This is a genomic window from Cupriavidus sp. 10L45 (assembly GCF_056395225.1).
In genome coordinates this window covers 76,360-98,233 of sequence record NZ_JBFTJC010000005.1, presented here as the reverse complement: position 1 = coordinate 98,233, position 21,874 = coordinate 76,360, and the positions used below count along the sequence as shown (strand labels likewise).

Genomic DNA, 21,874 nt, shown 5'->3' with positions numbered 1-21,874 from the left:
TCTGCCACGCTTAAGAATGGGCCGGGACCATGCACTGCTTGTGTTCGACGTGATACTCGAACTCTTTCCAGTAGTGCTTGAGCATGCCGCGTACCGGCATCGCCGCTGCATCGCCGAGCGCGCAGATCGTGCGCCCCATGATGTTTTCCGCGACGTTGTTGAGCAGGTCCAGGTCTTCCTGGCGCCCTTCTCCGTGTTCAATGCGATTGACCATGCGATAGAGCCAGCCGGTGCCTTCGCGGCACGGCGTGCACTGGCCGCACGATTCTTCAAAGTAGAAATACGACAGGCGCAGCAGCGAGCGCACCATGCAGCGCGTTTCGTCCATGACGATCACGGCGCCCGAGCCCAGCATCGAGCCGGCCTTGGCGATCGAGTCGTAGTCCATGTCCGACGCCATCATCAGGTCGCCCGGCACCACCGGAGCGGACGAGCCGCCCGGAATCACTGCCTTGATGCGCTTGCCACCGCGCATGCCGCCAGCCAGCTCGAGCAGCGTCGAGAACGGCGTGCCCAGCGGGATCTCGTAGTTGCCCGGACGCTCGATGTCACCCGAGATCGAGAAGATCTTGGTGCCGCCGTTGTTCGGCTTGCCCAGCTTGAGATAGTTTTCCGGGCCCACTTCCAGCAGGAAGGGCACCGCGGCAAACGTCTCGGTGTTGTTGATCGTGGTCGGCTTGCCGTACAGGCCGAAGCTCGCCGGGAAAGGCGGCTTGAAGCGCGGCTGGCCCTTTTTGCCTTCGAGCGACTCCAGCAGCGCCGTTTCCTCGCCGCAGATGTAGGCGCCGTAGCCATGGTGCGCATGGAGCTGGAAGTCGAAGTCCGAGCCCATGATCTTGTCGCCGAGGAACCCGGCCGCACGCGCTTCCTCGAGGGCTTCCTCGAAGATCTTGTACTCGTTCCAGATCTCGCCGTGGATGTAGTTGTAACCCACGGTGATGCCCATCGCATACGCGCCGATGGCCATGCCCTCGATCAGCGAATGCGGGTTGTAGCGGATGATGTCGCGGTCCTTGAACGTGCCCGGCTCGCCCTCGTCCGTATTGCAGACCAGGTACTTCTGGCCCGGGAACGCACGCGGCATGAAGCTCCACTTCAGGCCCGTGGGGAAGCCAGCGCCGCCACGGCCGCGCAGGCCAGACGCCTTGACGTCCGCAATCACCTGCTCGGGCGGAATCTTCTCGGTCAGGATCCGGCGCAGCTGCTTGTAGCCGCCGCGCTTGACGTAGTCTTCGAGGTGCCAGTTCTTGCCGTCCAGGCCGGCCAGGATCAGCGGCTTGATGTGACGGTCGTGCAGAGAGGTCATGTTACTTGGCTCCCTTGGCAGCTTCGGTCTTCAGCTCGTCGACCAGCGCGTCGAGCTTGTCATTGCTCATGAAGCTGCACATACGGGTGTTGTTCACGATCATCACCGGTGCATCGCCGCAAGCGCCCATGCATTCACCCTCTTTCAGGGTGAAGCAGCCGTCGGCGGTGGTCTCGTTATAGTCGATGCCGAGCTTGCGCTTCAGGTAGTCGCCCGCGCGGTCGCCGCCGGACAGTGCGCACGGCAGGTTGGTGCAGACGGTGAGCTTGTACTTGCCCACCGGCTTGGTGTCATACATGTTGTAGAACGTGGCCACCTCTTCCACCCACACGGGCGGCATGTCGAGGTAGCTGGCGACGAACTGCATGACTTCGGGGGAAACCCAGCCCACCTCGCCCTGTGCCACGGCGAGTGCCGCCATCACGGCCGACTGTTTCTGGTCGGTCGGATACTTCGCGATCGCGCGATCGATTTCCTTGAGAGCTTCTGCTGATAGCATGGTCATTGCAGTAATACGGCGGACGCCGGCTCGCGGCCTCCGCTGGTTTGCAGCCGTCGCTGCCATGTTCCGCCGGCCAGGTCGCTCTGCGCCTCGCCGGTCCGTCGCAGGCATCGCCTGCCGCCCCCGTCACTCGCGGGGCCGGCCGCATGAACCCGAATCGTCGTCCGGGTGACGGCCTTTACGCCTGGGTGGAGACTCCCCGTCTCCGGATTCTCGATCGACTTAGCGGTCGATCTCGCCGAACACGATGTCCTGCGTCCCGATGATCGTCACGGCATCGGCGATCATGTGTCCCCTGGCCATTTCGTCCAGCGCGGCCAGGTGGGCAAAGCCAGGTGCACGGATCTTCAGACGGTACGGCTTGTTCGCGCCGTCCGAGATCGCATAGATACCGAACTCGCCCTTCGGGTGCTCCACCGCCGCGTAAGCCTCGCCAGCCGGCACGTGAATGCCTTCGGTGAACAGCTTGAAGTGGTGGATCAGCTCTTCCATGTTGGACTTCATGTCCACGCGCGAGGGCGGCGCCACCTTGTGGTTCTCGGTGATCACCGGGCCCGGGTTGCGGCGCAGCCAGTCCACGCACTGCTTGATGATCCGGTTCGACTGGCGCATCTCTTCCACGCGCACCAGGTAGCGCGCGTAGCAGTCGCCGCCGGTGCCAATGGGGATGTCGAAGTCGAGCTGGTCGTACACCTCGTAGGGCTGCTTCTTGCGCAGATCCCACTCGATGCCCGAGCCGCGCAGCATCGGGCCGGTAAAGCCCATCTGCAGTGCCCGCTCCGGGCTGACCACGCCGATGTCCACCAGACGCTGCTTCCAGATACGGTTATCGGTCAGAAGCGTCTCATATTCATCCACGTACGTCGGAAAACGATTCGTGAAGTCCTCGATGAAGTCCAGCAGCGAGCCCGAACGGGCTTCGTTCATCACCTTGATGGCACGCTCGTTGTGGATCTTCGACGCCCGGTATTGCGGCATCGTGTCAGGCAGGTCGCGGTAGACGCCCCCCGGACGGTAGTAGGCCGCGTGCATCCGCGCGCCCGACACCGCCTCGTACATGTCGAACATGTCCTCGCGCTCACGGAACGCGTAGAGGAACACCGCCATCGCGCCCACGTCGAGCGCGTGCGAGCCGATCCACATCAGGTGGTTCAGCAGGCGGGTGATTTCGTCGAACATCACGCGGATGTACTGCGCACGCACCGGCACCTCGAGGCCCAGCAGGCGCTCGATGGCCATCACGTAGGCGTGTTCGTTGACCATCATCGACACGTAGTCGAGACGGTCCATGTACGGCACGCTCTGGATCCAGGTCTTCTGTTCGGCCAGCTTCTCGGTGGCACGGTGCAGCAGGCCGATGTGGGGGTCGGCACGCTGGATGACTTCGCCGTCCAGCTCGAGCACCAGGCGCAGCACGCCGTGCGCTGCCGGGTGTTGCGGGCCGAAGTTCAGGGTGTAGTTCTTGATATCTGCCATGACGTCGATCTCAGTGCTGCACGCCGCCGTAGTTTTCCTCGCGAATCACGCGAGGCGTGACTTCGCGCGGCTCGATCGTCACCGGCTGGTAGATCACCCGCTTCTGTTCCGGGTCGTAGCGCATTTCTACGAAACCAGAAACCGGGAAATCCTTGCGGAACGGGTGGCCGACGAAACCATAGTCGGTCAGGATGCGGCGTAGGTCCGGATGGCCTTCGAACACGATGCCGTAGAAATCGAAGGCTTCGCGCTCGAACCAGTTGGCCGAGTTCCACACGTCGATCAGCGACGGCACCACGGGCAGGTCGTCATCCGGCGCGAACACGCGCAGGCGCAGGCGCCAGTTGTGCGTGATCGAGATTAGGTGCGACACGGCCGCGAAGCGCAGGCCGTCCCAGGCGCCATCGGCGTAATCGGAATAGTCGACGCCGCAGATATCCAGCAGCTGCTCGAAGCGCAGCGACGGTTCGTCGCGCAGCAGGCGGGCCACGTCGAGGTAGTCGTCGGCCTTGACGATCAGCGTCAGTTCGCCAACCGCTTCGACCAGGCTCTGCACGCGCTTGCCGAGAACCTTTTCGAGCGCGGCCTTGAGGGTGTCCAGGTTATTCGCCATGTCAGCCCTTGCGCGCAATGGTGTTGGTACGCTTGATCTTGTTCTGGAGCTGGATCACGCCGTAGATCAGCGCTTCCGCCGTCGGCGGGCAGCCCGGAACATAGATGTCGACCGGCACGATGCGGTCGCAGCCACGCACCACCGAATACGAGTAGTGGTAGTAGCCGCCGCCATTGGCGCACGAGCCCATCGAGATCACCCAACGCGGCTCGGCCATCTGGTCGTAGACCTTGCGGAGCGCGGGGGCCATCTTGTTGCACAGCGTGCCGGCCACGATCATCACGTCCGACTGACGCGGCGACGGGCGGAAAATCACGCCGAACCGGTCCATGTCGTAGCGCGCGGCGCCGGCATGCATCATTTCCACGGCACAGCAGGCCAGGCCGAACGTCATCGGCCAGAGCGAGCCCGTGCGGGTCCAGTTGATCAGCTTGTCAGCGGTAGTCGTGACAAAACCTTCGTTGAGAACGCCTTCGATTGCCATTTCACATCACTCCCAATCGAGCGCGCCCTTTTTCCAGATGTAGACGAAGCCCACGATGAATTCCAGCAGAAACACGCCCATGGCGATGAATCCCGGCCAACCGATTTCCTTGAGGGCGACACCCCACGGAAACAGGAAGGCAGTTTCGAGATCGAACAGGATAAAGAGGATGGCGATGAGGTAGTAGCGCACGTCGAACTTCATGCGCGCGTCCTCGAACGCTTCGAAGCCGCACTCGTAGGGCGACAGCTTCGCGGTATCAGGATTGTTGGGACCGAGTATCCGACCAATGGACATCAGTGCCACACCGAGCACGACGCCAAAGAGGATGAAGATGAGGACGGGGAAGTAGGCTTCGAGAGTCAAGATACGGCCAGCCTTATCTGGAATGTTGTCAACAGCACCAGCTGAAGCGGCGTCCTGTTGCCCACCCCAAGCGCCATCCCGTCTTAGCTACGGCGCCGCCTTGCGGACTGCCGGCGCCGCAATCCAAAGCATGGCCCGAGGGCCGGCTCCGGACGGACGCCGATCAAGTTGTTTGGTGCCGACGGCGAGACTCGAACTCGCACAGCTTTCGCCACTACCCCCTCAAGATAGCGTGTCTACCAATTTCACCACGTCGGCTGGGGGAGAAACAATATTGCCTTGCGCCGGGTTTTTACACCCTCCGGAGCCTGCGTGGAAGAAGCTTTCTTCCGCTTTGGGCCCCGTCGCTGGGGAATCGTTTCAAGCCTTGCATTCTAACCCAAGATCCCTGAATTGTTCAACGCACAACTTTAAAAAAACTCAGGAATCAGCCAGAACACAGGCGGATTATTTCGGTACAGCAGGACCTGCCGGAGCCGAGGCCGCAGCGGCCGCGGGCGCCGATGCACCAGCCGGCGCGGAGGCCGGCGTGGGCTGTTGCGCGGCGCCCATCACGCCCAGCGAAGCGCTGGGCTTGTAGTTGCCCAGCAGCGTCAAGCCCAGCGTGCAGACAAAGAACAACGATGCGAGCACGGCCGTGGTACGCGACAGGAAGTTCGCGGAGCCCGAGGCGCCGAACAGGCTGCCCGACGCACCGGAGCCGAACGCCGCACCGACATCGGCGCCCTTGCCGTGCTGCAGCAGGACCAGTGCGATCACGCCCAGCGCGGACAGGACCTGCACGATTACCAACAAAGTCTTGAAGATTGCCATTTGGTTGAATTCGTTTCGAACTTGCCTGATCAGACGATCGGAACCGGCATCAGGCGTTGCCGATCGCGAGGAAATCATCCGCCTTCAGCGAGGCGCCACCAATCAGGCCCCCGTCGATGTCGGACATGGAAAACAGTTCGGCCGCATTGTCCGGCTTCACGCTACCGCCGTACAGGATGGCCATGCGCGATGCCACGCCAGCATCCTTGCCCGCCACCTGCCCACGCAGGACGGCATGCACGGCTTGCGCCTGGGCGCTGGTGGCGGTCTTGCCGGTGCCGATCGCCCAGACGGGCTCATAGGCCAGAACAATCCGACCCAGCTGCTCGATAGACAGCGCATCCAGCACGGCTTGCAACTGACGACCGACCACGGCCTCGGTCTGCCCGGCCTCGCGCTCGGCCAGCGTCTCACCGACGCAGACCACGGGCACGATGCCAAATTCGAGCGCCCGTAGCGCCTTGGCCGCCACGGTGGTGTCGGTTTCGCCGTGATAGGTGCGACGCTCGGAATGGCCGACCAGCGCGTAGCTCACCCCGAACTCGGCCAGCATCGATGCCGCGACCTCGCCCGTGAAGGCGCCACGTGCTTCAGCCGACACATCCTGGGCACCCCAGGCCACTTGCGAGCCCGACAACAGCGTCTGGCACTGGGCAAGATAGGGGAACGGTGCGCAAACAGCCAGCGTCGCGCGGGCCGAAGCCGCCTTGATACCGTCGAGCAGCGCCGCATTGGCGGCCAGGCTGCCGTGCATCTTCCAGTTGCCGATGACCAGCTTTTGTCTCACAAGCGCCCCCTCTGAAATAAACCCGCTATTGTAGCGTGGCCGGAAGGGGTCCGCCACAACGGGCGGACAATTGCATACACGCCGCCGATCCGGCGCAACAGGACGCCCCGTCGCGCCGATCGGCCGTCCGTTACCAGGTCAGCACGATCTTGCCGATGTGCTCGCTCGACTCCATCAGGCGATGGGCGTCGGCAGCCTGCGCGGCCGGGAAGACCTGGTGGATCACCGGCTTGATCTTGCCGGCCGCCAGCAGCGGCCACACCTGCTGGTGCAGCGCTTCGGCAATCTTGCCCTTGAACGACGACGGACGGGGCCGCAGCGTCGAGCCCGTCACGGTGATCCGGCGGCGCAGGATGTCGCCCAGCGGAATCTCGGCCTTGCCGCCGCCCAGCAGGGCGATGATGACGATGCGGCCGTCATCGGCGATGCACGACAACTCGCGCGCCAGGTACGAGCCGGCCACCATGTCGAGGATCACGTCCACGCCCTTGCCTTCCGTCAGCGCCTTGACCTCGGCCACGAAGTCCTGGGTCTTGTAGTTGATCGCGCGATCGGCGCCCAAGTCCTCGCAGGCCTTGCACTTCTCGTCGCTGCCAGCCGTCACGAAGACCTTGAAGCCGAGCGCCTTGGCGATCTGGATGGCGGTCGTGCCGATACCGCTCGAGCCGCCCTGGATCAGCAGCGTCTCGTCCTTGCCGCGCGGGCCCTGGCCCAGCAGGCCACGGTCGAACACATTGCTCCAGACCGTGAAGAAGGTCTCGGGCAGCGCGGCGGCTTCGATATCGGACAGGCCCGCCGGCACCGGCAGGCATTGCGCCACCGGGGCCGTGCACAGCTCGGCGTAGCCGCCGCCCTGCACCAGCGCGCAGACGCGGTCGCCCACCTTCAGGCCGAAGCGATTGTCGGCGTGCGACAGGTCGCCGCCCACCACCACGCCCGCCACTTCCAGGCCGGGCAGGTCAGAAGCACCCGGCGGCACCGGATAGTTGCCGGTGCGCTGGAACACATCGGGACGATTGATGCCGGCCGCCGCCACGCGGATCAGGACTTCGCCCGCCTTCGGCTCCGGATCGGGGCGCTCGGCCAGTTGCAGGACTTCGGGCGCGCCGTATTCACGGATCTCGATGGCTTTCATGATCGTTCCTCATCAGTGTGTCGTGCGTGGCATGCGGCCTGGGCAAACCCCATCCGCATGGAATGACCGGCAGTGTAAACAAAAAAGCGGCTGGACATCGCCAGCCGCTTTTTTGGTACTACGAGGACTACGGATACTGCCGAACCGGCTTACTGCTGGTCGGGCGAGGCCGGCGCCGCCGGGGCGTCGCTCTGGACGATCGGGCTGATGCTGCCGCCCTCTTCCGCCAGCGCTGCCTTCAACGACAGGCGCAGACGACCCTTCTCGTCGGCCTGGATCAGCTTCACGCGCACCTGCTGGCCTTCCTTCAGCCAGTCCTTGATGTCCTTCACGCGCTCATTGACGATCTCGCTGATGTGCAGCAGACCGTCCTTGCCCGGCAGGATGTTCACGATGGCGCCGAAGTCCAGCAGCTTCAGCACGGTACCGGCGTAGATCTTGCCCACTTCGGCTTCCGCGGTGATGCCCTCGATGCGGCGCTTGGCTTCCGCCATGCCTTCGGTCGAGGTCGACGCGATCGTGATCGTGCCGTCTTCGCCGATGTCGATGGTCGTACCGGTTTCCTTGGTCAGGGCCTGGATGGTCGAGCCGCCCTTGCCGATGACTTCGCGGATCTTGTCCGGATGGATCTTCATCGTGATCATGCGCGGTGCGTGTGCGGACAGTTCGGTACGCGCATGGCCCATCGCGCCCTGCATGTTCTGCAGGATGTGGATGCGGCCTTCGCGGGCTTGCGCCAGCGCCACCTGCATGATTTCCTTCGTGATGCCCTGGACCTTGATGTCCATCTGCAGCGCGGTAATGCCCGCGTCGGTGCCGGCCACCTTGAAGTCCATGTCGCCCAGGTGATCTTCATCACCGAGGATGTCGGTCAGCACGGCAAACTTGTTGCCTTCGAGGATCAGGCCCATGGCCACGCCGGCCACGTGTGCCTTGACCGGAACGCCGGCGTCCATCAGTGCCAGGCAGCCGCCGCAGACCGAAGCCATCGACGACGAACCGTTCGATTCGGTGATTTCCGACACCAGGCGGATCGTGTACGCGAACTCGTCGTCCTTCGGCAGGACCGGAATCAGCGCGCGCTTGGCCAGACGGCCGTGACCGATTTCACGACGCTTCGGGCTACCCACGCGGCCCGTCTCGCCAGTGGCGAAAGGGGGCATGTTGTAGTGGAGCATGAAGCGGTCGCGGTATTCGCCAGCCAGCGCGTCGATGATCTGCTCGTCGCTCTTGGTACCCAGCGTGGCCACCACCAGCGCCTGGGTTTCCCCACGCGTGAACAGGGCCGAGCCGTGCGCGCGCGGCAGCACCGACGAGCGGATCTCGATCGGGCGCACGGTGCGCGTGTCGCGGCCGTCGATGCGCGGCTCGCCGGCCAGGATCTGGCCACGGACGATCTTCGCTTCGAGGTCGAACAGGATGTTGCCGACTTCCACCTTCTCGGCTTCCACGCCAGCTTCGGCCAGACCAGTCGTCACCGAGGCGTAGACTTCCTTCAGCTTCTGGCTGCGGGCCGACTTCTGGCGCAGCTGGTAGGCTTCCTGCAGCAGCGGCAGGCCGATCTCGCCAACCTTGGCGATCAGCGGCTCGTTCTTGGCTGCCGGGGCCCAGTCCCACTCGGGCTTGCCGCCGTCGCGCACCAGGTCGTGGATCGCGTTGATGGCGATCTGCATCTGCTCATGGCCGTACACCACGGCGCCCAGCATCACTTCTTCCGACAGCTGTTGCGCTTCCGATTCCACCATCAGCACGGCACGCTCGGTACCGGCCACCACCAGGTCCAGGTCGGACGCGGCGATCTGCGAGCGGGTCGGGTTCAGCAGGTACTGGCCATCCTTGTAGCCCACGCGGGCGGCGCCCACCGGACCATTGAAGGGGATGCCCGACACGGCCAGCGCGGCGGACGCGCCGATCAGCGCGGGGATGTCGGCCGGCACTTCCGGGTTGATCGACAGCACGTGGATCACCACCTGCACTTCGTTGTAGAAGCCTTCCGGGAACAGCGGGCGCAGCGGACGGTCGATCAGGCGCGAGGTCAGCGTCTCGTTTTCCGACGGACGGCCTTCACGCTTGAAGAAGCCACCGGGGATCTTGCCGGCAGCGTAGGTCTTTTCGATGTAGTCGACGGTCAGCGGGAAGAAGTCCTGGCCCGCCTTCGGGCTCTTGGCGGCCACCACGGTGGCCAGCACCACGGTGTCTTCCACGTCGACGATCACGGCGCCGCCAGCCTGGCGGGCGACTTCGCCGGTTTCCATGCGGACCGTATGCTGGCCCCATTGGAATTCCTTGACGATCTTGTTGAACATGGTCATGAGCGTTTCCTTGATACATGCATGCGGGGCGCACACACGCGCGTCCCGCGACGCCTGCGCTCACAGCGGCAGGCGAACTGCCGGATTCATGCCGGTCGCAGTCTCAGGGAAGTGCTATGCCATTCCATCGCGGCACCACCAGGCTGGCGATGCGGCGATGGAATGACACAAAACCCCGGTTCCTTGGCCGACTCCGGTCACAGAGCAATATAAAGAGCGAGGTAACTTACTCCGTTACACGTCTTGGCGCAACGGGCGTCCGGGCCGCTTGGCCAGGACAATTTAGTGAAGCAAACATCACAATCAACGCCGACCCAGCGGGTGTGCCGCCGGGCCAGAAAAGCAAAATGCCTGCCTCAGCAGAGCTGACGCAGGCATCGCGGCCTCACGTGAAATCGTGCAGGAACAACTTGTGCAGGATTCGTGCTGCCATCCGCAGACCTTACTTACGCAGGCCCAGCTTTTCGATCAGGGTGCGGTAACGGTCGGCGTCGTTGGCCTTGAGGTAGTCCAGCAGGCGGCGACGACGGCTCACCATGCGCAGCAGACCGCGGCGGCTGTGGTGATCCTTCATGTTGGCCTTGAAGTGGGGGGTCAGTTCGTTGATGCGGGTGGTCAACAGAGCGACCTGAACTTCGGGGCTACCCGTGTCGTTGGTGCCGCGGGCGAACTGCTTGATAACTTCGGACTTGTTGGCGATTGCCATGATGTTTTCCTTTCACTTGCGAACGCTGCAGCGCGGAATGCGCCACCTGCGTCGTGCCTTGAAGCCTGGTATGGACTGAGGCATGTGCCGTGCGCAGGGGTCCTTGCACGACAGCCGCGGATTATAGCCGAATTTGCCGGCGCGGCGAAATTCATCCCCGCGGCCTGCCTGATCAGCCCGCCGGGCGCTCCATACGGCACGTGGTGGGCAGCGTGGTCTGGGCCGTCTTGAGCTTCTTTACCGTGCGGAAGCCGTAGCCAGAGCCTTCGTTGTCGAAGCGCACGTCCCCGCCCTGCTTCGCCATGACCGAGACATAGAGCGGTTGCAGCACCTGGTGGTCGTCCGCGCGCACGGTGGCGTCGTGGAAATCGTTGGTGAAGCGCATGTTCTCGAGCGCCAGCGCCACCTTGACCGCCTCCGTGGTACCAGCCTGGGTGATGGCCCGCGCCAGCATTTCCACCATCATCTGCATGCGCAGGTGCACGTAGTCGTCGCGCGGCTCGGGGTAGCGGGTGCGGAACGCCTGGTAGAAGGCGTCGGACGCCGCGCCGCCCACGTTCGGATGCCATTCGGCCACCGCCAGCACACGGCCCACGCCGGCATCGCCCATCGCCGCCGGCGCGCCCAGGCCGTTGCCATAGAAGGTATAGAAGCGGGCGCCCAGCCCACCCTCGCGCGCGGCCTTGACCATCAGCGTCAGGTCGTTGCCCCAGTTGCCGGTGATCACCGCGTCGGCGCCACTGGCCTTGATCTTGGCGATGTACGGCGCGAAATCCTTGATCTTGCCGATCGGGTGGAATTCGTCGCCCACGATCTGGATGTCCGGCCGCTTGGCCGCCAGCATCTCACGTGCCGATTTCGCCACTTGATGGCCGAAGCTGTAGTCCTGGTCGATCAGATAGACCTTCCGCACCGCGTGTTCGCCGCGAATCGCCTCGGTCAGCGCCTGCATGCGCATGTCCGAACTCGCGTCGAAGCGGAAATGCCAGAAACTGCAATTCTCGTTGGTCAGCGCGGGATCGACGGCCGAGTAGTTGAGGAACAGCACGCGTGCGTCCGGCTGGCGCATGTTGTGGCGGTTGATCGCCGCCACGAGCGCCCCGGCCACGGCCGAGCTGTTGCCCTGCAGTACAAACGGGATGCGCTTGTCCACCAGCGAGCGGAACTGGATCAGGCTCTCATCGACATTGCCCTTGCTGTCGAACGTGACCAATTCCAGCGGCCGGGCGCCCTCGGCGGTCTTCACCCCGCCCCGCGCGTTCACGCGGTCGATGGCGATGCGCAGGTTGCGCGCCACGGCGTCCCCTGCGTTGGCGAACGGGCCGGACAGCCCCTCGATCATGCCAAGCCGGATCGGCGCGCCAGCCTCGCCCTGGGCATGCCCGCTCCCCGCCAGGCACAGCAGCGTCGCCGCCAGCCATGCACGCCACGGGCCGCGCCGCCGCCCTTTTTCCGCTCCGGACATCCTCACTCCTGTTCTACATCGCACAACAAAGGCGTGGATGGTACGGCAGTGGGGCCGATGGCGGCAATCCCACCAAAAAAGCAGCGTGTGATGCACACCAGCGCCCGAGCGGACTACACTTCCAGCATTCGTACGATTGCCAGTCGAGAAATCCCATGACCTCCCCCCTCCGCTTCGCCGGCCGCCGGCTGGCCCAGACCGTGGCCCTGGGCCTGGGTGCCGCCCTGCTCGCCGCCTGTTCCGCCCTCGCCCCGGTCGATACCGGCCTGAAACTGGTCGGCCAGCCCGAGAGCGCCGTGATGGCCACCTTCGGCAAGCCCACCGACATCTTTAAGCTCGACGACGGCACCGTGCGCTGGTTCTATTCGAAACAGCCGCTGGGCCAGGAATCGTACGCCGCTGACTTCGACAAGAATGGCAATCTGACGAATTTCCGCCAGATGCTCCGAACGCCGGAACTGTACAAGGCGCAGGTCAATGTCTGGACCAAGAAAGACGTGCTCGAGCACTTCGGTGCCCCGCGCGAGCCAAACCAGTACTTTCCGCTGATGAAACGCGAGGTGTGGAGCTACCGGTTCCGTCACGAGGACCAGTGGTACTCGCTGTTCAACTTCTATTTCGATGACGCCGGCGTGCTGCGCCAGACCCAGATCACGCCCGATCCGCTGTACGACCGCTCCGATCGTCGCTGACCCGCATCGCTTGCAAACATCGCAATCCAACGAAAAACCGCCCGTCGTCGCGGGATAGGCGACTGACGGGCGGTTGATGGTCGCGGAGGCCTTGTGAGCCCCCGGCGCCGGCACGCGGATCGGGGATCAGATCTGCGGGTTGATCTTCTGTACGGCCTTGTCGTGCAGCTTGTTCAAGGCGGCCAGGTAGGCCTTGGCCGATGCCGCGACGATGTCCGGATCGGTGCCCACGCCGTTGACGATGCGGCCGGCCTTCGACAGGCGCACGGTCACTTCGCCCTGCGCCTGGGTGCCGGTGGTGATCGCGTTCACCGAGTACAGCACCAGTTCCGCGCCGCTGTTGACCTTGCCTTCGATGGCGTGCATGGTGGCGTCCACCGGGCCATTGCCCTCGGCTTCGCCGGTCTGCTCGCTGCCATCCATATTGAATACCACGCGCGCATGCGGGCGCTCGCCGGTCTCGGAGCGCTGCGACAGCGACACGAAGCGGTAGTGCTCGTTCACGTCGTGCGCCTCATCCGAAACGATGGCCATGATGTCTTCGTCGAAGATCTCGGCCTTCTGGTCGGCCAGTTCCTTGAAGCGGCCGAAGGCGGCGTTGACTTCGCTCTCGCTCTCGAGTTCGATGCCCAACTCCTGCAGGCGCTGCTTGAACGCATTGCGGCCCGAGAGCTTGCCCAGCACGATCTTGTTGGCGCTCCAGCCCACGTCCTCCGCGCGCATGATCTCGTAGGTGTCACGCGCCTTGAGCACGCCATCCTGGTGGATGCCGGAGGCATGCGCGAAGGCGTTGGCGCCCACCACGGCCTTGTTCGGCTGCACCACGAAACCGGTGATCTGCGATACCAACTTGGATGCCGGCACGATCTGCGTGGTGTCGATGTTCACGTCCATATCGAAGTAGTCGCGGCGCGTCTTCACGGCCATTACCACCTCTTCCAGGCTCGTGTTGCCGGCCCGCTCGCCGAGGCCGTTGATCGTGCACTCGATCTGGCGCGCGCCACCCAGTTTCACGGCGGCCAGCGAGTTGGCCACGGCCATGCCCAGGTCGTTATGGCAGTGCACCGACCAGACAGCCTTGTCCGAGTTGGGGATGCGCTCGCGCACCGAGCGGATCAGGTCCGCGTAGCCTTCCGGCACCGCGTAGCCCACCGTATCGGGCAGGTTGATCGTGGTCGCGCCTTCGGCAATCACGCCCTCGAGCACGCGGCAGAGGAAGTCCATGTCCGAACGGCTGCCGTCTTCTGGCGAAAATTCGATGTCGTCGGTGAACTGGCGCGCGAAGCGCACGGCCAGGCGCGCCTGCTCGTACACCTGGTCCGGCGTCATGCGCAGCTTCTTCTCCATGTGCAGCGCCGAGGTGGCGATGAACGTGTGGATCCGGAACGAGTTGGCGGGCTTGAGGGCCTCCGCGGCACGGGCGATGTCCTTGTCGTTGGCGCGGGCCAGCGAGCAGATCGTCGAATCCTTGATCACCTGGGCGATCGAGCGGATGGCTTCGAAGTCACCATTGGAACTGGCCGCAAAGCCGGCCTCGATCACATCGACCCTCAGGCGTTCCAGCTGGCGCGCGATGCGAATCTTCTCTTCGCGGGTCATCGAGGCGCCGGGCGACTGCTCGCCGTCACGCAAGGTGGTATCGAAAATGATGAGTTTGTCAGACATTTTGTGGAGCTCCTGGGCTGTACCTTGTTGTGTGCCGTGCCGTCCCGTCCTTCTTGCCGTCGGGCGTCGCAGTCCTCGAAATCGAAATGCAAAACGCCCCGGCGTGCATGGTTGCAGGCCGGGGCGTTTGAAAACTAGGAAAATTCCTGGTGATTCCGCGCTAGGGCGATAGCGTCCCTTAGCGCGCGCGCGTCCCGACCCGATGGCCTAGTAGGCCACCTAGGGTGGTGCGGGCGAGTAGGGACTGGCGCGAAATCATGTCGGGGACTATATCCGGTTTGGCGCGCGCGTGCAAGGCGGGCTGACCCGAGCCGGTTTCAGCCCTTCGGCGGAATCCGCAGTTTCTGACCCGGATAGATCTTGTCCGGGTGCGAAAGCATCGGCTTGTTCGCTTCGAAGATCTTGTTGTAGTCCGCACCGTTGCCGTAGGCGGCCTGGGCAATGGCCCAGAGCGTGTCTCCCTTGACCACGGTATGCCACTGCGATTCGGTGGACTCCACGTTGACGGACATCTTGTCCTCCACCGACTCCACGCCCTCCACGTTGCCGGCGCACAGGATGATTTTCTCCCGGGTGGCCTGGTCCGGCGCCACGCCGAACACCGTCGCCTTGCCCTGCGAGCCATCCACCTGGACCATCAGCCCGGTGGCGTCGAGCCCCATCTGCTTGATGTAATTTTCGATGGCATCGCCGGCGGCGCGGTTGGCGGCCTCCAGCTTCTCTGCCGAGGCATCCGCCTTGGCCGCATCCTGCGCAGCCTTGGCCTCGCCCTTGCCGAACAGCTTTTCGCCCGCTTCCTTGATGAAGTCAAACATACCCATAACATTCTCCTGACGGTGAGTGGAACGTAATGCGTAACGCGTGATGCGTGATGCGGATTGGGATACCGCTGGAACGACACAGGGCGCCCGAAGACGCCCTGTTGCCATGCTTGCTAGTTACCGCCGCCGAGACCGTCGGGTCCGCCGGCGCGTGCCTTGCGTACCCCGCCCGGCTCGCCGTGCAGCGCGCGCCAGGCCCACAGCAGGTAGCCCGACACGGCATAGGCCACGAACAGCCCGAACAGCGCTACCGGCGGATCGGTGGAAACCACCACGAACAGCACCAGCACGAGCACCATCATGCCGAAGGGCACGCGGTAGCGCACGTCCAGCGCCTTGCCGCTGTAGAACGGGGCGTTGGAGACCATCGACAGGCCCGCATAGAGCGTGATCGCAAAGGCGACCCACGGCATCCACAGCTCCCTGACCGGCAGCTTGTTATCGATGACCAGCCAGACAAAGCCGGCCACCAGGGCCGCCGCGGCCGGGCTCGGCAGGCCCTGGAAGAAGCGCTTGTCCACCACGCCGATATTGGCGTTGAAGCGCGCCAGGCGCAGCGCCGCGCAGGTGCAGTAGACGAACGCGGCGATCCAGCCCCACTTGCCGAGGTCGCGCAGGATCCAGGTGTACATGACCAGCGCCGGCGCCACGCCGAACGAGGTCATGTCCGAGAGCGAGTCGTACTGCTCGCCGAATGCGCTCTGCGTGTTGGTGATGCGCGCCACGCGGCCATCCATGCCGTCCAGCACCATGGCCGCGAAGATGGCGATGGCGGCCGAGTCGAAATGGCCGTTCATCGCCGCCACGATGGCGTAGAAGCCGGCGAACAGCGCGGCCGTGGTGAACGCATTGGGCAGCAGGTAGATGCCGCGCCGGCGCGGGCGCACGTACTCGATGTCCGGCCCTTCCTCGGCCTCGTCGTAGCCAGGGTCGTTGCGCAACTGGTTGCGGCGGAACGGTCGCAGATGCGTCACGTTGCCGATGCTGACGCGCTTGTTCCGTCGATTGAAGGCACCCATGCCAGCCTCTCCTATCAGTGTGGATGGCGGCGGCTTACTGCTGCGCGCCCTGCACGTCCAGTTCGGCCAGCACGGTCGACGAGGCGGACACCTTCTCGCCAATCGTCACGCGCGGCCGGGCATCCACGGGCAGGTACACGTCCACGCGCGAGCCGAAGCGGATGAAGCCGTAGCGCTGGCCACGCGAGATCGCGTCGCCCACCTTGGTGTAGCACAGGATCCGGCGCGCCACCAGCCCGGCCACCTGGACCAGCGTGACCACCTGGCCGTCCTGCGCGCGGCGGATCACGATGGCGTTGCGCTCGTTCTCCACCGACGCCTTGTCCAGATCGGCATTGACGAACTTGCCCGGGAAGTACTCGAGCTTCTCGACCTTGCCATCCACCGACGCGCGGTTCGAATGCACGTTGAACACGTTCATGAACACGCTGATCTTCAGCGCCTCGCGCCCGGCGTACGGGTCCTGGGTCTTCTCGACCACGACGATGCGGCCGTCGGCGGGTGCCAGCACGGCGTTGGGCGTCGACGGAATCGGCCGGGGCGGATCGCGGAAGAACTGGAGCACGAAGATCGTGAGAATCCACAGCGGCAGCGCCCACCAGAAACCTGCGCTGACATGCACCAGCAGCGAGATGACGAATGCGCCGGCCAAGAATGGCCAGCCTTCACGGGCGATCAGCGGATGAGGATAGTTCATGCAAGACTTGGTCTGAAGTTCAGGTAGAAACGATACGCCATGCCGCGCCGGCGCCAGGGGCTGGCCGCCGTGGGCAATTCAGGGGTATCGCCGCGAATAATAAGAAAGATTCGAGCCAACGCCCGAAAAAAGTCCGACAAGGATAACAAAAAGCCGTCCAGCCTCCGCCAAAATGCCTCACGCAACACTGCGCGGGGCCGGCGGCGGGCTGGACGGCCGAGGGCGGCGGGCCCGGGGGCCCCGCCCTGCCAGCTGTCGTCAGCTTAGTTCTTCGACTGGTCGACCAGCTTGTTCTTGGCAATCCACGGCATCATCGCGCGCAGCTTGGCACCCACTTCCTCGATCTGGTGCTCGGACGTCAGGCGACGGCGCGAGATCAGGGTCGGGGCGCCGGCCTTGTTCTCGAGCAGGAAGCTCTTGGCGTATTCGCCGGTCTGGATGTCGGTCAGGCATTGCTTCATGGCCTTCTTGGTCTCTTCCGTCACGACGCGCGGGCCGGTGACGTATTCGCCATATTCGGCGTTGTTCGAGATCGAGTAGTTCATGTTGGCGATGCCGCCTTCGTAGATCAGGTCGACGATCAGCTTCAGCTCGTGCAGGCACTCGAAGTAGGCCATTTCTGGCGCGTAGCCGGCTTCCACCAGCGTTTCGAAGCCAGCCTTGATCAGCTCGACGGTACCGCCGCACAGCACGGCCTGCTCGCCGAACAGGTCGGTTTCGGTTTCTTCGCGGAAGTTGGTCTCGATGATGCCGGCACGGCCGCCGCCGTTGGCGGTAGCGTACGACAGCGCGATGTCACGGGCGGCGCCGGACTTGTTCTGATGCACGGCGATCAGGTGCGGCACGCCGCCACCTTGCGAGTACGTCGAGCGCACCGTGTGGCCCGGGGCCTTCGGGGCGATCATGATCACGTCCAGGTCGGCACGCGGGATCACGGCGCCGTAGTGCACGTTGAAGCCGTGCGCGAAGGCCAGGGCGGCGCCTTCCTTGATGTTGCCGTGCACTTCGTTCTTGTACACGTCGGCGATCTGCTCGTCCGGCAGCAGGATCATGACCACGTCGGCGTTCTTGACGGCCTCGCCCACTTCCTTGACCTGCAGGCCGGCGTTGACGGCCTTGTTCCACGACGCGCCGCTCTTGCGCAGACCGACCGTCACGTTCACGCCCGAATCCTTCAGGTTCAGTGCGTGGGCGTGGCCTTGCGAGCCGTAGCCGATGATGGTGACGTTCTTGCCCTTGATCAGGGAGAGGTCGGCGTCCTTGTCGTAAAACACTTTCATGATGATTCCTTCGATTTTCTAAGTCTGCGTATAAGGGGTGGCGGCGTGGCGCGGGCGTTGGTTCCGATTCACGCGTCGCGCCGCCGGGGATACTGCGATTGGCTTGTGGCCGCTGCCGGGTGCGCCGGTCAGACCTTCAGGATGCGTTCGCCGCGGCCGATGCCGGAACCGCCCGTACGGACGGTTTCCAGGATCGCGGTGCGGTCGATGGCATCGAGGAACGCATCCAGCTTGCCGCCGTTGCCGGTCAGCTCGATGGTGTACGTCTTCTCGGTCACGTCGATGATGCGGCCCCGAAAGATGTCGGCGGTGCGCTTCATTTCCTCGCGCTCCTTGCCCACCGCGCGCACCTTCACGAGCATCAGCTCGCGCTCGATGTGCGCGCCTTCCGTCAGGTCCACCACCTTGACCACTTCCACCAGGCGGTTCAGGTGCTTGGTGATCTGTTCGATCACGTCGTCCGAACCGGTGGTGACAATGGTCATCCGCGACAGCGACGCATCCTCGGTGGGGGCCACCGTGAGCGTCTCGATGTTGTAGCCGCGCGCCGAAAACAGCCCCACCACGCGCGACAGCGCGCCGGGTTCGTTTTCCAGCAGGACCGAAATAATGTGTCGCATTACAGGTCCTCCGCGCCGAGCAGCATTTCGGAGATGCCCTTGCCCGCCTGGACCATCGGCCACACGTTCTCCGTGGGGTCGGTCTGGAAGTCCAGGAACACGGTGCGGTCCTTGAGGCGGAACGCCTCGCGCAGCGCCGGCTCCACATCGGCCGTCTTTTCCACGCGGATACCCACGTGGCCGAAGGCCTCGGCCAGCTTGACGAAGTCAGGCAGCGCGGTCATGTAGGAGTGCGAGTAGCGGTTGTCGTACTCGATCTCCTGCCACTGGCGCACCATGCCCAGATAGCCGTTGTTCAGCGAGCAGATCTTGACCGGGGTGTCGTACTGGAGGCAGGTGGACAGTTCCTGGATGCACATCTGGATAGAGCCTTCGCCCGTGATGGTCACCACTTCCTTGTCCGGGAACGCCTTCTTGATGCCCATGGCGTACGGCAGGCCCACGCCCATCGTGCCCAGGCCGCCGGAGTTGATCCAGCGGCGCGGCTCGTTGAACTTGTAGAACTGCGCGGCCCACATCTGATGCTGGCCCACGTCGGAGCAGATGAAGGCGTCGCCCTTGGTCAGTTCCCAGATCTTTTCCACCACGTACTGCGGCTTGATGATCTCGCTCTTGCGGTCGTACTTGAGGCAGTCCACCGAACGCCATTGCTCGATCTGGTCCCACCACTTGGCCAGGGCCTCGCGCTTGGGCTTGACGTCGCTGGCCTGCAGCTGGGCGATCAGTTCCTGGAGCACGTCCTTGACGTTGCCGACGATGGGAATGTCGACCTTCACGCGCTTCGAGATCGACGAGGGGTCGATATCGATATGGATGATCTTGCGCGCCTGCGCAGTGAAGTGCGCCGGGTTGCCGATCACGCGGTCGTCGAAGCGGGCGCCGATGGCGATCAGCACGTCGCAGTTCTGCATGGCCATATTGGCTTCATACGTCCCGTGCATGCCGAGCATGCCGAGGAACTGCTTGTGCGTGCCCGGGAACGCGCCCAGGCCCATCAGCGTGTTGGTGACCGGATGGCCCGTGATGGCGGCCAACTGGCGCAGCTCGTCGCTGGCATTGGCCAGCACCACGCCGCCGCCCGTATAGATATACGGACGCTCGGCGCCCTGCAGCAGCGCGACAGCCTTGCGGATCTGGCCCGAGTGCCCCTTGTTCACGGGGTTGTACGAGCGCATGTCGATCGTCTTCGGGTACTCGTACTTACACGAGTTCCGCGACACGTCCTTCGGAATGTCGACCACCACGGGGCCGGGACGGCCGGTGGCGGCGATGAAGAACGCCTTCTTGATCGTCGCGGCGAGGTCGCGCACATCCTTCACGAGGAAGTTGTGCTTGACGATCGGGCGCGTGATGCCGACGGTGTCGCATTCCTGGAAGGCATCCTGGCCGATGGCATGGGTCGGCACGTTGCCGGTGATCACCACCATCGGGATAGAGTCCAGGTAGGCGGTGGCGATGCCGGTCACGGCATTGGTCACGCCCGGGCCGGAAGTCACCAGGGCGACGCCGACCTTGCCCGTGGCGCGCGCGTAACCATCCGCGGCATGGACCGCAGCCTGCTCGTGGCGCACCAGGATGTGCTCGAACTTCTTTTGCTTGTGGAGTTCGTCGTAGATGTACAGCACCGCGCCGCCGGGGTAGCCCCAGACGTATTCGACGCCTTCTTCGGCGAGTGCGTGACAGAGAATTTCCGCACCGATCATTTCGGGTGCGGCAGATGAATTGCTGTCTGCGTGGGAGAATTCCGCGCTGGGCATGTTCATTTCAGTCCTTTGCAATTTTCGGCAAAAAATTGTTTGGATGCTCTCTGCCGGGCTTGTGGCTCGGGTTCAAGCGGTGCGCGTCTGCATGAAGAGACCGCCTTATAAGCGGTCTGATGAGACAACCACTGATGTCGTGTGAACCGATGATGATACTGCAATGCACCAGCGTGGTCTATGGCCCCCTGGAGACTTTTTTGCAGACGCACCACGATGGCGCAACGGCCGCAAGCGACCCCTCCGTCATATTGTCTGCAAACTAATACAGCATCGCCCAAGCCGGCTGTTTTTTGCTAGCATCGCAGACATTTGCGACCCGCCGCGCGACTTTCGCGGCACATTCCTGCCTGCATGGCCACTGACCAGGAACTCTCAGACTTTCTCTCCAGCGTGGAACGACGTGCCTTCAAGCAGGCCGTATTCGCCGTGCGGGATGACGAAGCCGCGCTGGACATCGTGCAGGACGCCATGATCAAGCTGGCCGAAAAGTACGGCGACAAGCATGCCGCCGAGCTGGCGCCGCTGTTCCAGCGCATCCTGCAGAACACGATCCACGACTATTTCCGCCGCCAGAAAGTACGCAACACGTGGGTAACCCTGTTCTCGAACCTGCGCGACGACCGCGAAGGCGATGACAACGACCTGCTGGAAACTCTCGAGGCCCAGGCTGGGTCAGAATCCGCGGAAAGCAGTGCCGACAAGGTCGAGCGGGCACAGGTCATGCACATCATCGAGCAGGAAATCCAGCGTCTGCCCACGCGTCAACGCGAAGCTTTCCTGATGCGTTACTGGGAGGATATGGACGTGGCCGAGACGGCAGCCGCGATGGGCTGCTCGGAAGGCAGCGTCAAGACGCACTGTTCCCGTGCAACGCACACACTGGCGCAGGCCTTGCGCGCACGGGGGGTCCGACTATGAGCCGAAACGAACGAGATATACAGGAACGCCGCTTCGCCCGCGAGATCCGCTCGGCACTCGATGCCTCGGCGGATGCCGTGCCGGCGGACATTGCCGAACGGCTCGCCGCCGCGCGGCGCATGGCGCTGGCCGCGAAGAAAGCCGCCGCACCGGCCACGGTGCCACAATTCGCCCTGCCCGGCGGCCATGGCGCCATCTTCGACGATGAAGACGACTCGCCGCTGCACCGCGCTGGCGCATGGTTGCGCCGGCTCGCCCTGCTTTGGACGCTGGTGGCGCTGGTGGTCGGCGTGACCGGCATCTACCAGTGGCAGCAGCAGAAGCGCGTGGAGGAGCTGGCCGACGTGGACGCCGCCATGCTGCTGGACGACCTGCCGCCCACGGCCTACGCCGACCAGGGCTTCCACGTGTTCCTCAAGCACGACCGCGATCAATAG

At 64.0% G+C, this 21,874-nt stretch carries 22 protein-coding genes and 1 tRNA gene; 3 read left to right on the top strand and 20 right to left on the bottom strand.

What is annotated here, in order from left to right; genetic code table 11:
* Positions 1-10 precede the first annotated feature (10 nt).
* From nuoF to AC1DFU_RS10440, 13 genes are all read right to left on the bottom strand, one after another.
* Complete coding sequence (gene nuoF / locus AC1DFU_RS10500; RefSeq protein WP_092292395.1) at positions 11-1,306, bottom strand: NADH-quinone oxidoreductase subunit NuoF; 1,296 nt, start codon at positions 1,304-1,306, stop codon at positions 11-13.
* A gap of 1 nt (position 1,307) precedes the next feature.
* On the bottom strand, positions 1,308-1,805 hold the full coding sequence (gene nuoE, locus AC1DFU_RS10495; protein ID WP_092293283.1) for an NADH-quinone oxidoreductase subunit NuoE: 498 nt from the start codon (positions 1,803-1,805) through the stop codon (positions 1,308-1,310).
* A 225-nt stretch (positions 1,806-2,030) separates the two neighbouring features.
* On the bottom strand, positions 2,031-3,284 hold the full coding sequence (locus tag AC1DFU_RS10490) for an NADH-quinone oxidoreductase subunit D (RefSeq protein ID WP_092292393.1): 1,254 nt from the start codon (positions 3,282-3,284) through the stop codon (positions 2,031-2,033).
* Between the two features lie 10 nt (positions 3,285-3,294).
* Positions 3,295-3,897, bottom strand: a complete 603-nt coding sequence (locus AC1DFU_RS10485; protein WP_092292391.1) for an NADH-quinone oxidoreductase subunit C — start codon at positions 3,895-3,897, stop codon at positions 3,295-3,297.
* 1 nt (position 3,898) lies between these two features.
* Positions 3,899-4,381 carry a NuoB/complex I 20 kDa subunit family protein gene (locus AC1DFU_RS10480; protein WP_008643342.1) on the bottom strand — a complete coding sequence of 161 codons (483 nt, stop codon included), beginning with the start codon at positions 4,379-4,381 and terminating at the stop codon, positions 3,899-3,901.
* Between the two features lie 6 nt (positions 4,382-4,387).
* Positions 4,388-4,747, bottom strand: coding sequence for an NADH-quinone oxidoreductase subunit A (locus AC1DFU_RS10475; RefSeq protein ID WP_092292389.1), 360 nt, complete (start codon positions 4,745-4,747; stop codon positions 4,388-4,390).
* 173 nt (positions 4,748-4,920) lie between these two features.
* A tRNA-Leu gene (locus AC1DFU_RS10470) sits at positions 4,921-5,005 on the bottom strand.
* 189 nt (positions 5,006-5,194) lie between these two features.
* The gene (gene secG, locus AC1DFU_RS10465) at positions 5,195-5,560 is read right to left on the bottom strand and encodes a preprotein translocase subunit SecG (protein WP_092292387.1); all 366 of its coding nucleotides are present in this window, start codon (positions 5,558-5,560) and stop codon (positions 5,195-5,197) included.
* 49 nt (positions 5,561-5,609) lie between these two features.
* Entirely contained in the window at positions 5,610-6,347 is a 738-nt protein-coding gene (gene tpiA / locus AC1DFU_RS10460; RefSeq protein ID WP_441591975.1) for a triose-phosphate isomerase, read from the bottom strand.
* A 130-nt stretch (positions 6,348-6,477) separates the two neighbouring features.
* Positions 6,478-7,482: an NAD(P)H-quinone oxidoreductase gene (locus tag AC1DFU_RS10455; RefSeq protein ID WP_441591973.1), complete on the bottom strand. Its 1,005-nt coding sequence runs from the start codon at positions 7,480-7,482 to the stop codon at positions 6,478-6,480.
* Between the two features lie 149 nt (positions 7,483-7,631).
* A complete protein-coding gene (gene pnp / locus AC1DFU_RS10450; RefSeq protein ID WP_441591971.1) occupies positions 7,632-9,794 on the bottom strand; it encodes a polyribonucleotide nucleotidyltransferase in 2,163 nt (720 codons plus the stop codon).
* Positions 9,795-10,236: 442 nt separating this feature from the next.
* A complete protein-coding gene (gene rpsO / locus AC1DFU_RS10445) occupies positions 10,237-10,500 on the bottom strand; it encodes a 30S ribosomal protein S15 (RefSeq protein ID WP_092292379.1) in 264 nt (87 codons plus the stop codon).
* A 172-nt stretch (positions 10,501-10,672) separates the two neighbouring features.
* On the bottom strand, positions 10,673-11,965 hold the full coding sequence (locus AC1DFU_RS10440) for a branched-chain amino acid ABC transporter substrate-binding protein (protein WP_441591969.1): 1,293 nt from the start codon (positions 11,963-11,965) through the stop codon (positions 10,673-10,675).
* Positions 11,966-12,120: 155 nt separating this feature from the next.
* On the opposite strand from AC1DFU_RS10440, the gene AC1DFU_RS10435 reads away from it, so the two are divergent.
* Positions 12,121-12,657, top strand: coding sequence for a hypothetical protein (locus AC1DFU_RS10435; RefSeq protein WP_092292375.1), 537 nt, complete (start codon positions 12,121-12,123; stop codon positions 12,655-12,657).
* A 126-nt stretch (positions 12,658-12,783) separates the two neighbouring features.
* On the opposite strand, the gene AC1DFU_RS10430 is transcribed toward AC1DFU_RS10435, so the two are convergent.
* From AC1DFU_RS10430 to AC1DFU_RS10400, 7 genes are all read right to left on the bottom strand, one after another.
* Positions 12,784-14,322, bottom strand: coding sequence for a 2-isopropylmalate synthase (locus AC1DFU_RS10430; RefSeq protein ID WP_092292373.1), 1,539 nt, complete (start codon positions 14,320-14,322; stop codon positions 12,784-12,786).
* A gap of 317 nt (positions 14,323-14,639) precedes the next feature.
* Positions 14,640-15,143 (bottom strand): peptidoglycan-binding protein LysM, encoded by a 504-nt coding sequence (gene lysM, locus AC1DFU_RS10425; RefSeq protein ID WP_092292371.1) that lies wholly within the window; start codon positions 15,141-15,143, stop codon positions 14,640-14,642.
* A 113-nt stretch (positions 15,144-15,256) separates the two neighbouring features.
* Positions 15,257-16,162 carry a CDP-diacylglycerol--serine O-phosphatidyltransferase gene (gene pssA, locus AC1DFU_RS10420; RefSeq protein WP_144201580.1) on the bottom strand — a complete coding sequence of 302 codons (906 nt, stop codon included), beginning with the start codon at positions 16,160-16,162 and terminating at the stop codon, positions 15,257-15,259.
* 34 nt (positions 16,163-16,196) lie between these two features.
* Positions 16,197-16,859, bottom strand: coding sequence for a phosphatidylserine decarboxylase (locus AC1DFU_RS10415; protein ID WP_092292367.1), 663 nt, complete (start codon positions 16,857-16,859; stop codon positions 16,197-16,199).
* Between the two features lie 263 nt (positions 16,860-17,122).
* Complete coding sequence (ilvC, locus tag AC1DFU_RS10410) at positions 17,123-18,139, bottom strand: ketol-acid reductoisomerase (protein WP_092292365.1); 1,017 nt, start codon at positions 18,137-18,139, stop codon at positions 17,123-17,125.
* A 128-nt stretch (positions 18,140-18,267) separates the two neighbouring features.
* Positions 18,268-18,759, bottom strand: a complete 492-nt coding sequence (gene ilvN / locus AC1DFU_RS10405) for an acetolactate synthase small subunit (protein ID WP_008643328.1) — start codon at positions 18,757-18,759, stop codon at positions 18,268-18,270.
* Complete coding sequence (locus AC1DFU_RS10400; RefSeq protein WP_092292363.1) at positions 18,759-20,522, bottom strand: acetolactate synthase 3 catalytic subunit; 1,764 nt, start codon at positions 20,520-20,522, stop codon at positions 18,759-18,761. Before AC1DFU_RS10400 ends, ilvN begins: the two co-directional genes overlap by 1 nt.
* 348 nt (positions 20,523-20,870) lie before the next feature.
* Between AC1DFU_RS10400 and AC1DFU_RS10395 the strand changes: the two genes are divergently transcribed.
* Positions 20,871-21,437 carry an RNA polymerase sigma factor gene (locus AC1DFU_RS10395; protein ID WP_092292361.1) on the top strand — a complete coding sequence of 189 codons (567 nt, stop codon included), beginning with the start codon at positions 20,871-20,873 and terminating at the stop codon, positions 21,435-21,437.
* Entirely contained in the window at positions 21,434-21,874 is a 441-nt protein-coding gene (locus AC1DFU_RS10390) for a DUF3619 family protein (protein ID WP_092292359.1), read from the top strand. Before AC1DFU_RS10395 ends, AC1DFU_RS10390 begins: the two co-directional genes overlap by 4 nt.

Excerpts from the sequence above, each read along its gene's own strand:
- nuoF (WP_092292395.1), bottom strand. The coding sequence starts at position 1,306 with ATGACCTCTCTGCACGACCGTCACATCAAGCCGCTGATCCTGGCCGGC.
- nuoE (WP_092293283.1), bottom strand. The coding sequence starts at position 1,805 with ATGCTATCAGCAGAAGCTCTCAAGGAAATCGATCGCGCGATCGCGAAG.
- AC1DFU_RS10490 (WP_092292393.1), bottom strand. The coding sequence starts at position 3,284 with ATGGCAGATATCAAGAACTACACCCTGAACTTCGGCCCGCAACACCCG.
- AC1DFU_RS10485 (WP_092292391.1), bottom strand. The coding sequence starts at position 3,897 with ATGGCGAATAACCTGGACACCCTCAAGGCCGCGCTCGAAAAGGTTCTC.
- AC1DFU_RS10480 (WP_008643342.1), bottom strand. The coding sequence starts at position 4,381 with ATGGCAATCGAAGGCGTTCTCAACGAAGGTTTTGTCACGACTACCGCT.
- secG (WP_092292387.1), bottom strand. The coding sequence starts at position 5,560 with ATGGCAATCTTCAAGACTTTGTTGGTAATCGTGCAGGTCCTGTCCGCG.
- AC1DFU_RS10455 (WP_441591973.1), bottom strand. The coding sequence starts at position 7,482 with ATGAAAGCCATCGAGATCCGTGAATACGGCGCGCCCGAAGTCCTGCAA.
- pnp (WP_441591971.1), bottom strand. The coding sequence starts at position 9,794 with ATGACCATGTTCAACAAGATCGTCAAGGAATTCCAATGGGGCCAGCAT.
- rpsO (WP_092292379.1), bottom strand. The coding sequence starts at position 10,500 with ATGGCAATCGCCAACAAGTCCGAAGTTATCAAGCAGTTCGCCCGCGGC.
- AC1DFU_RS10440 (WP_441591969.1), bottom strand. The coding sequence starts at position 11,965 with ATGTCCGGAGCGGAAAAAGGGCGGCGGCGCGGCCCGTGGCGTGCATGG.
- AC1DFU_RS10435 (WP_092292375.1), top strand. The coding sequence starts at position 12,121 with ATGACCTCCCCCCTCCGCTTCGCCGGCCGCCGGCTGGCCCAGACCGTG.
- AC1DFU_RS10430 (WP_092292373.1), bottom strand. The coding sequence starts at position 14,322 with ATGTCTGACAAACTCATCATTTTCGATACCACCTTGCGTGACGGCGAG.
- lysM (WP_092292371.1), bottom strand. The coding sequence starts at position 15,143 with ATGGGTATGTTTGACTTCATCAAGGAAGCGGGCGAAAAGCTGTTCGGC.
- pssA (WP_144201580.1), bottom strand. The coding sequence starts at position 16,162 with ATGGGTGCCTTCAATCGACGGAACAAGCGCGTCAGCATCGGCAACGTG.
- AC1DFU_RS10415 (WP_092292367.1), bottom strand. The coding sequence starts at position 16,859 with ATGAACTATCCTCATCCGCTGATCGCCCGTGAAGGCTGGCCATTCTTG.
- ilvC (WP_092292365.1), bottom strand. The coding sequence starts at position 18,139 with ATGAAAGTGTTTTACGACAAGGACGCCGACCTCTCCCTGATCAAGGGC.
- ilvN (WP_008643328.1), bottom strand. The coding sequence starts at position 18,759 with ATGCGACACATTATTTCGGTCCTGCTGGAAAACGAACCCGGCGCGCTG.
- AC1DFU_RS10400 (WP_092292363.1), bottom strand. The coding sequence starts at position 20,522 with ATGAACATGCCCAGCGCGGAATTCTCCCACGCAGACAGCAATTCATCT.
- AC1DFU_RS10395 (WP_092292361.1), top strand. The coding sequence starts at position 20,871 with ATGGCCACTGACCAGGAACTCTCAGACTTTCTCTCCAGCGTGGAACGA.
- AC1DFU_RS10390 (WP_092292359.1), top strand. The coding sequence starts at position 21,434 with ATGAGCCGAAACGAACGAGATATACAGGAACGCCGCTTCGCCCGCGAG.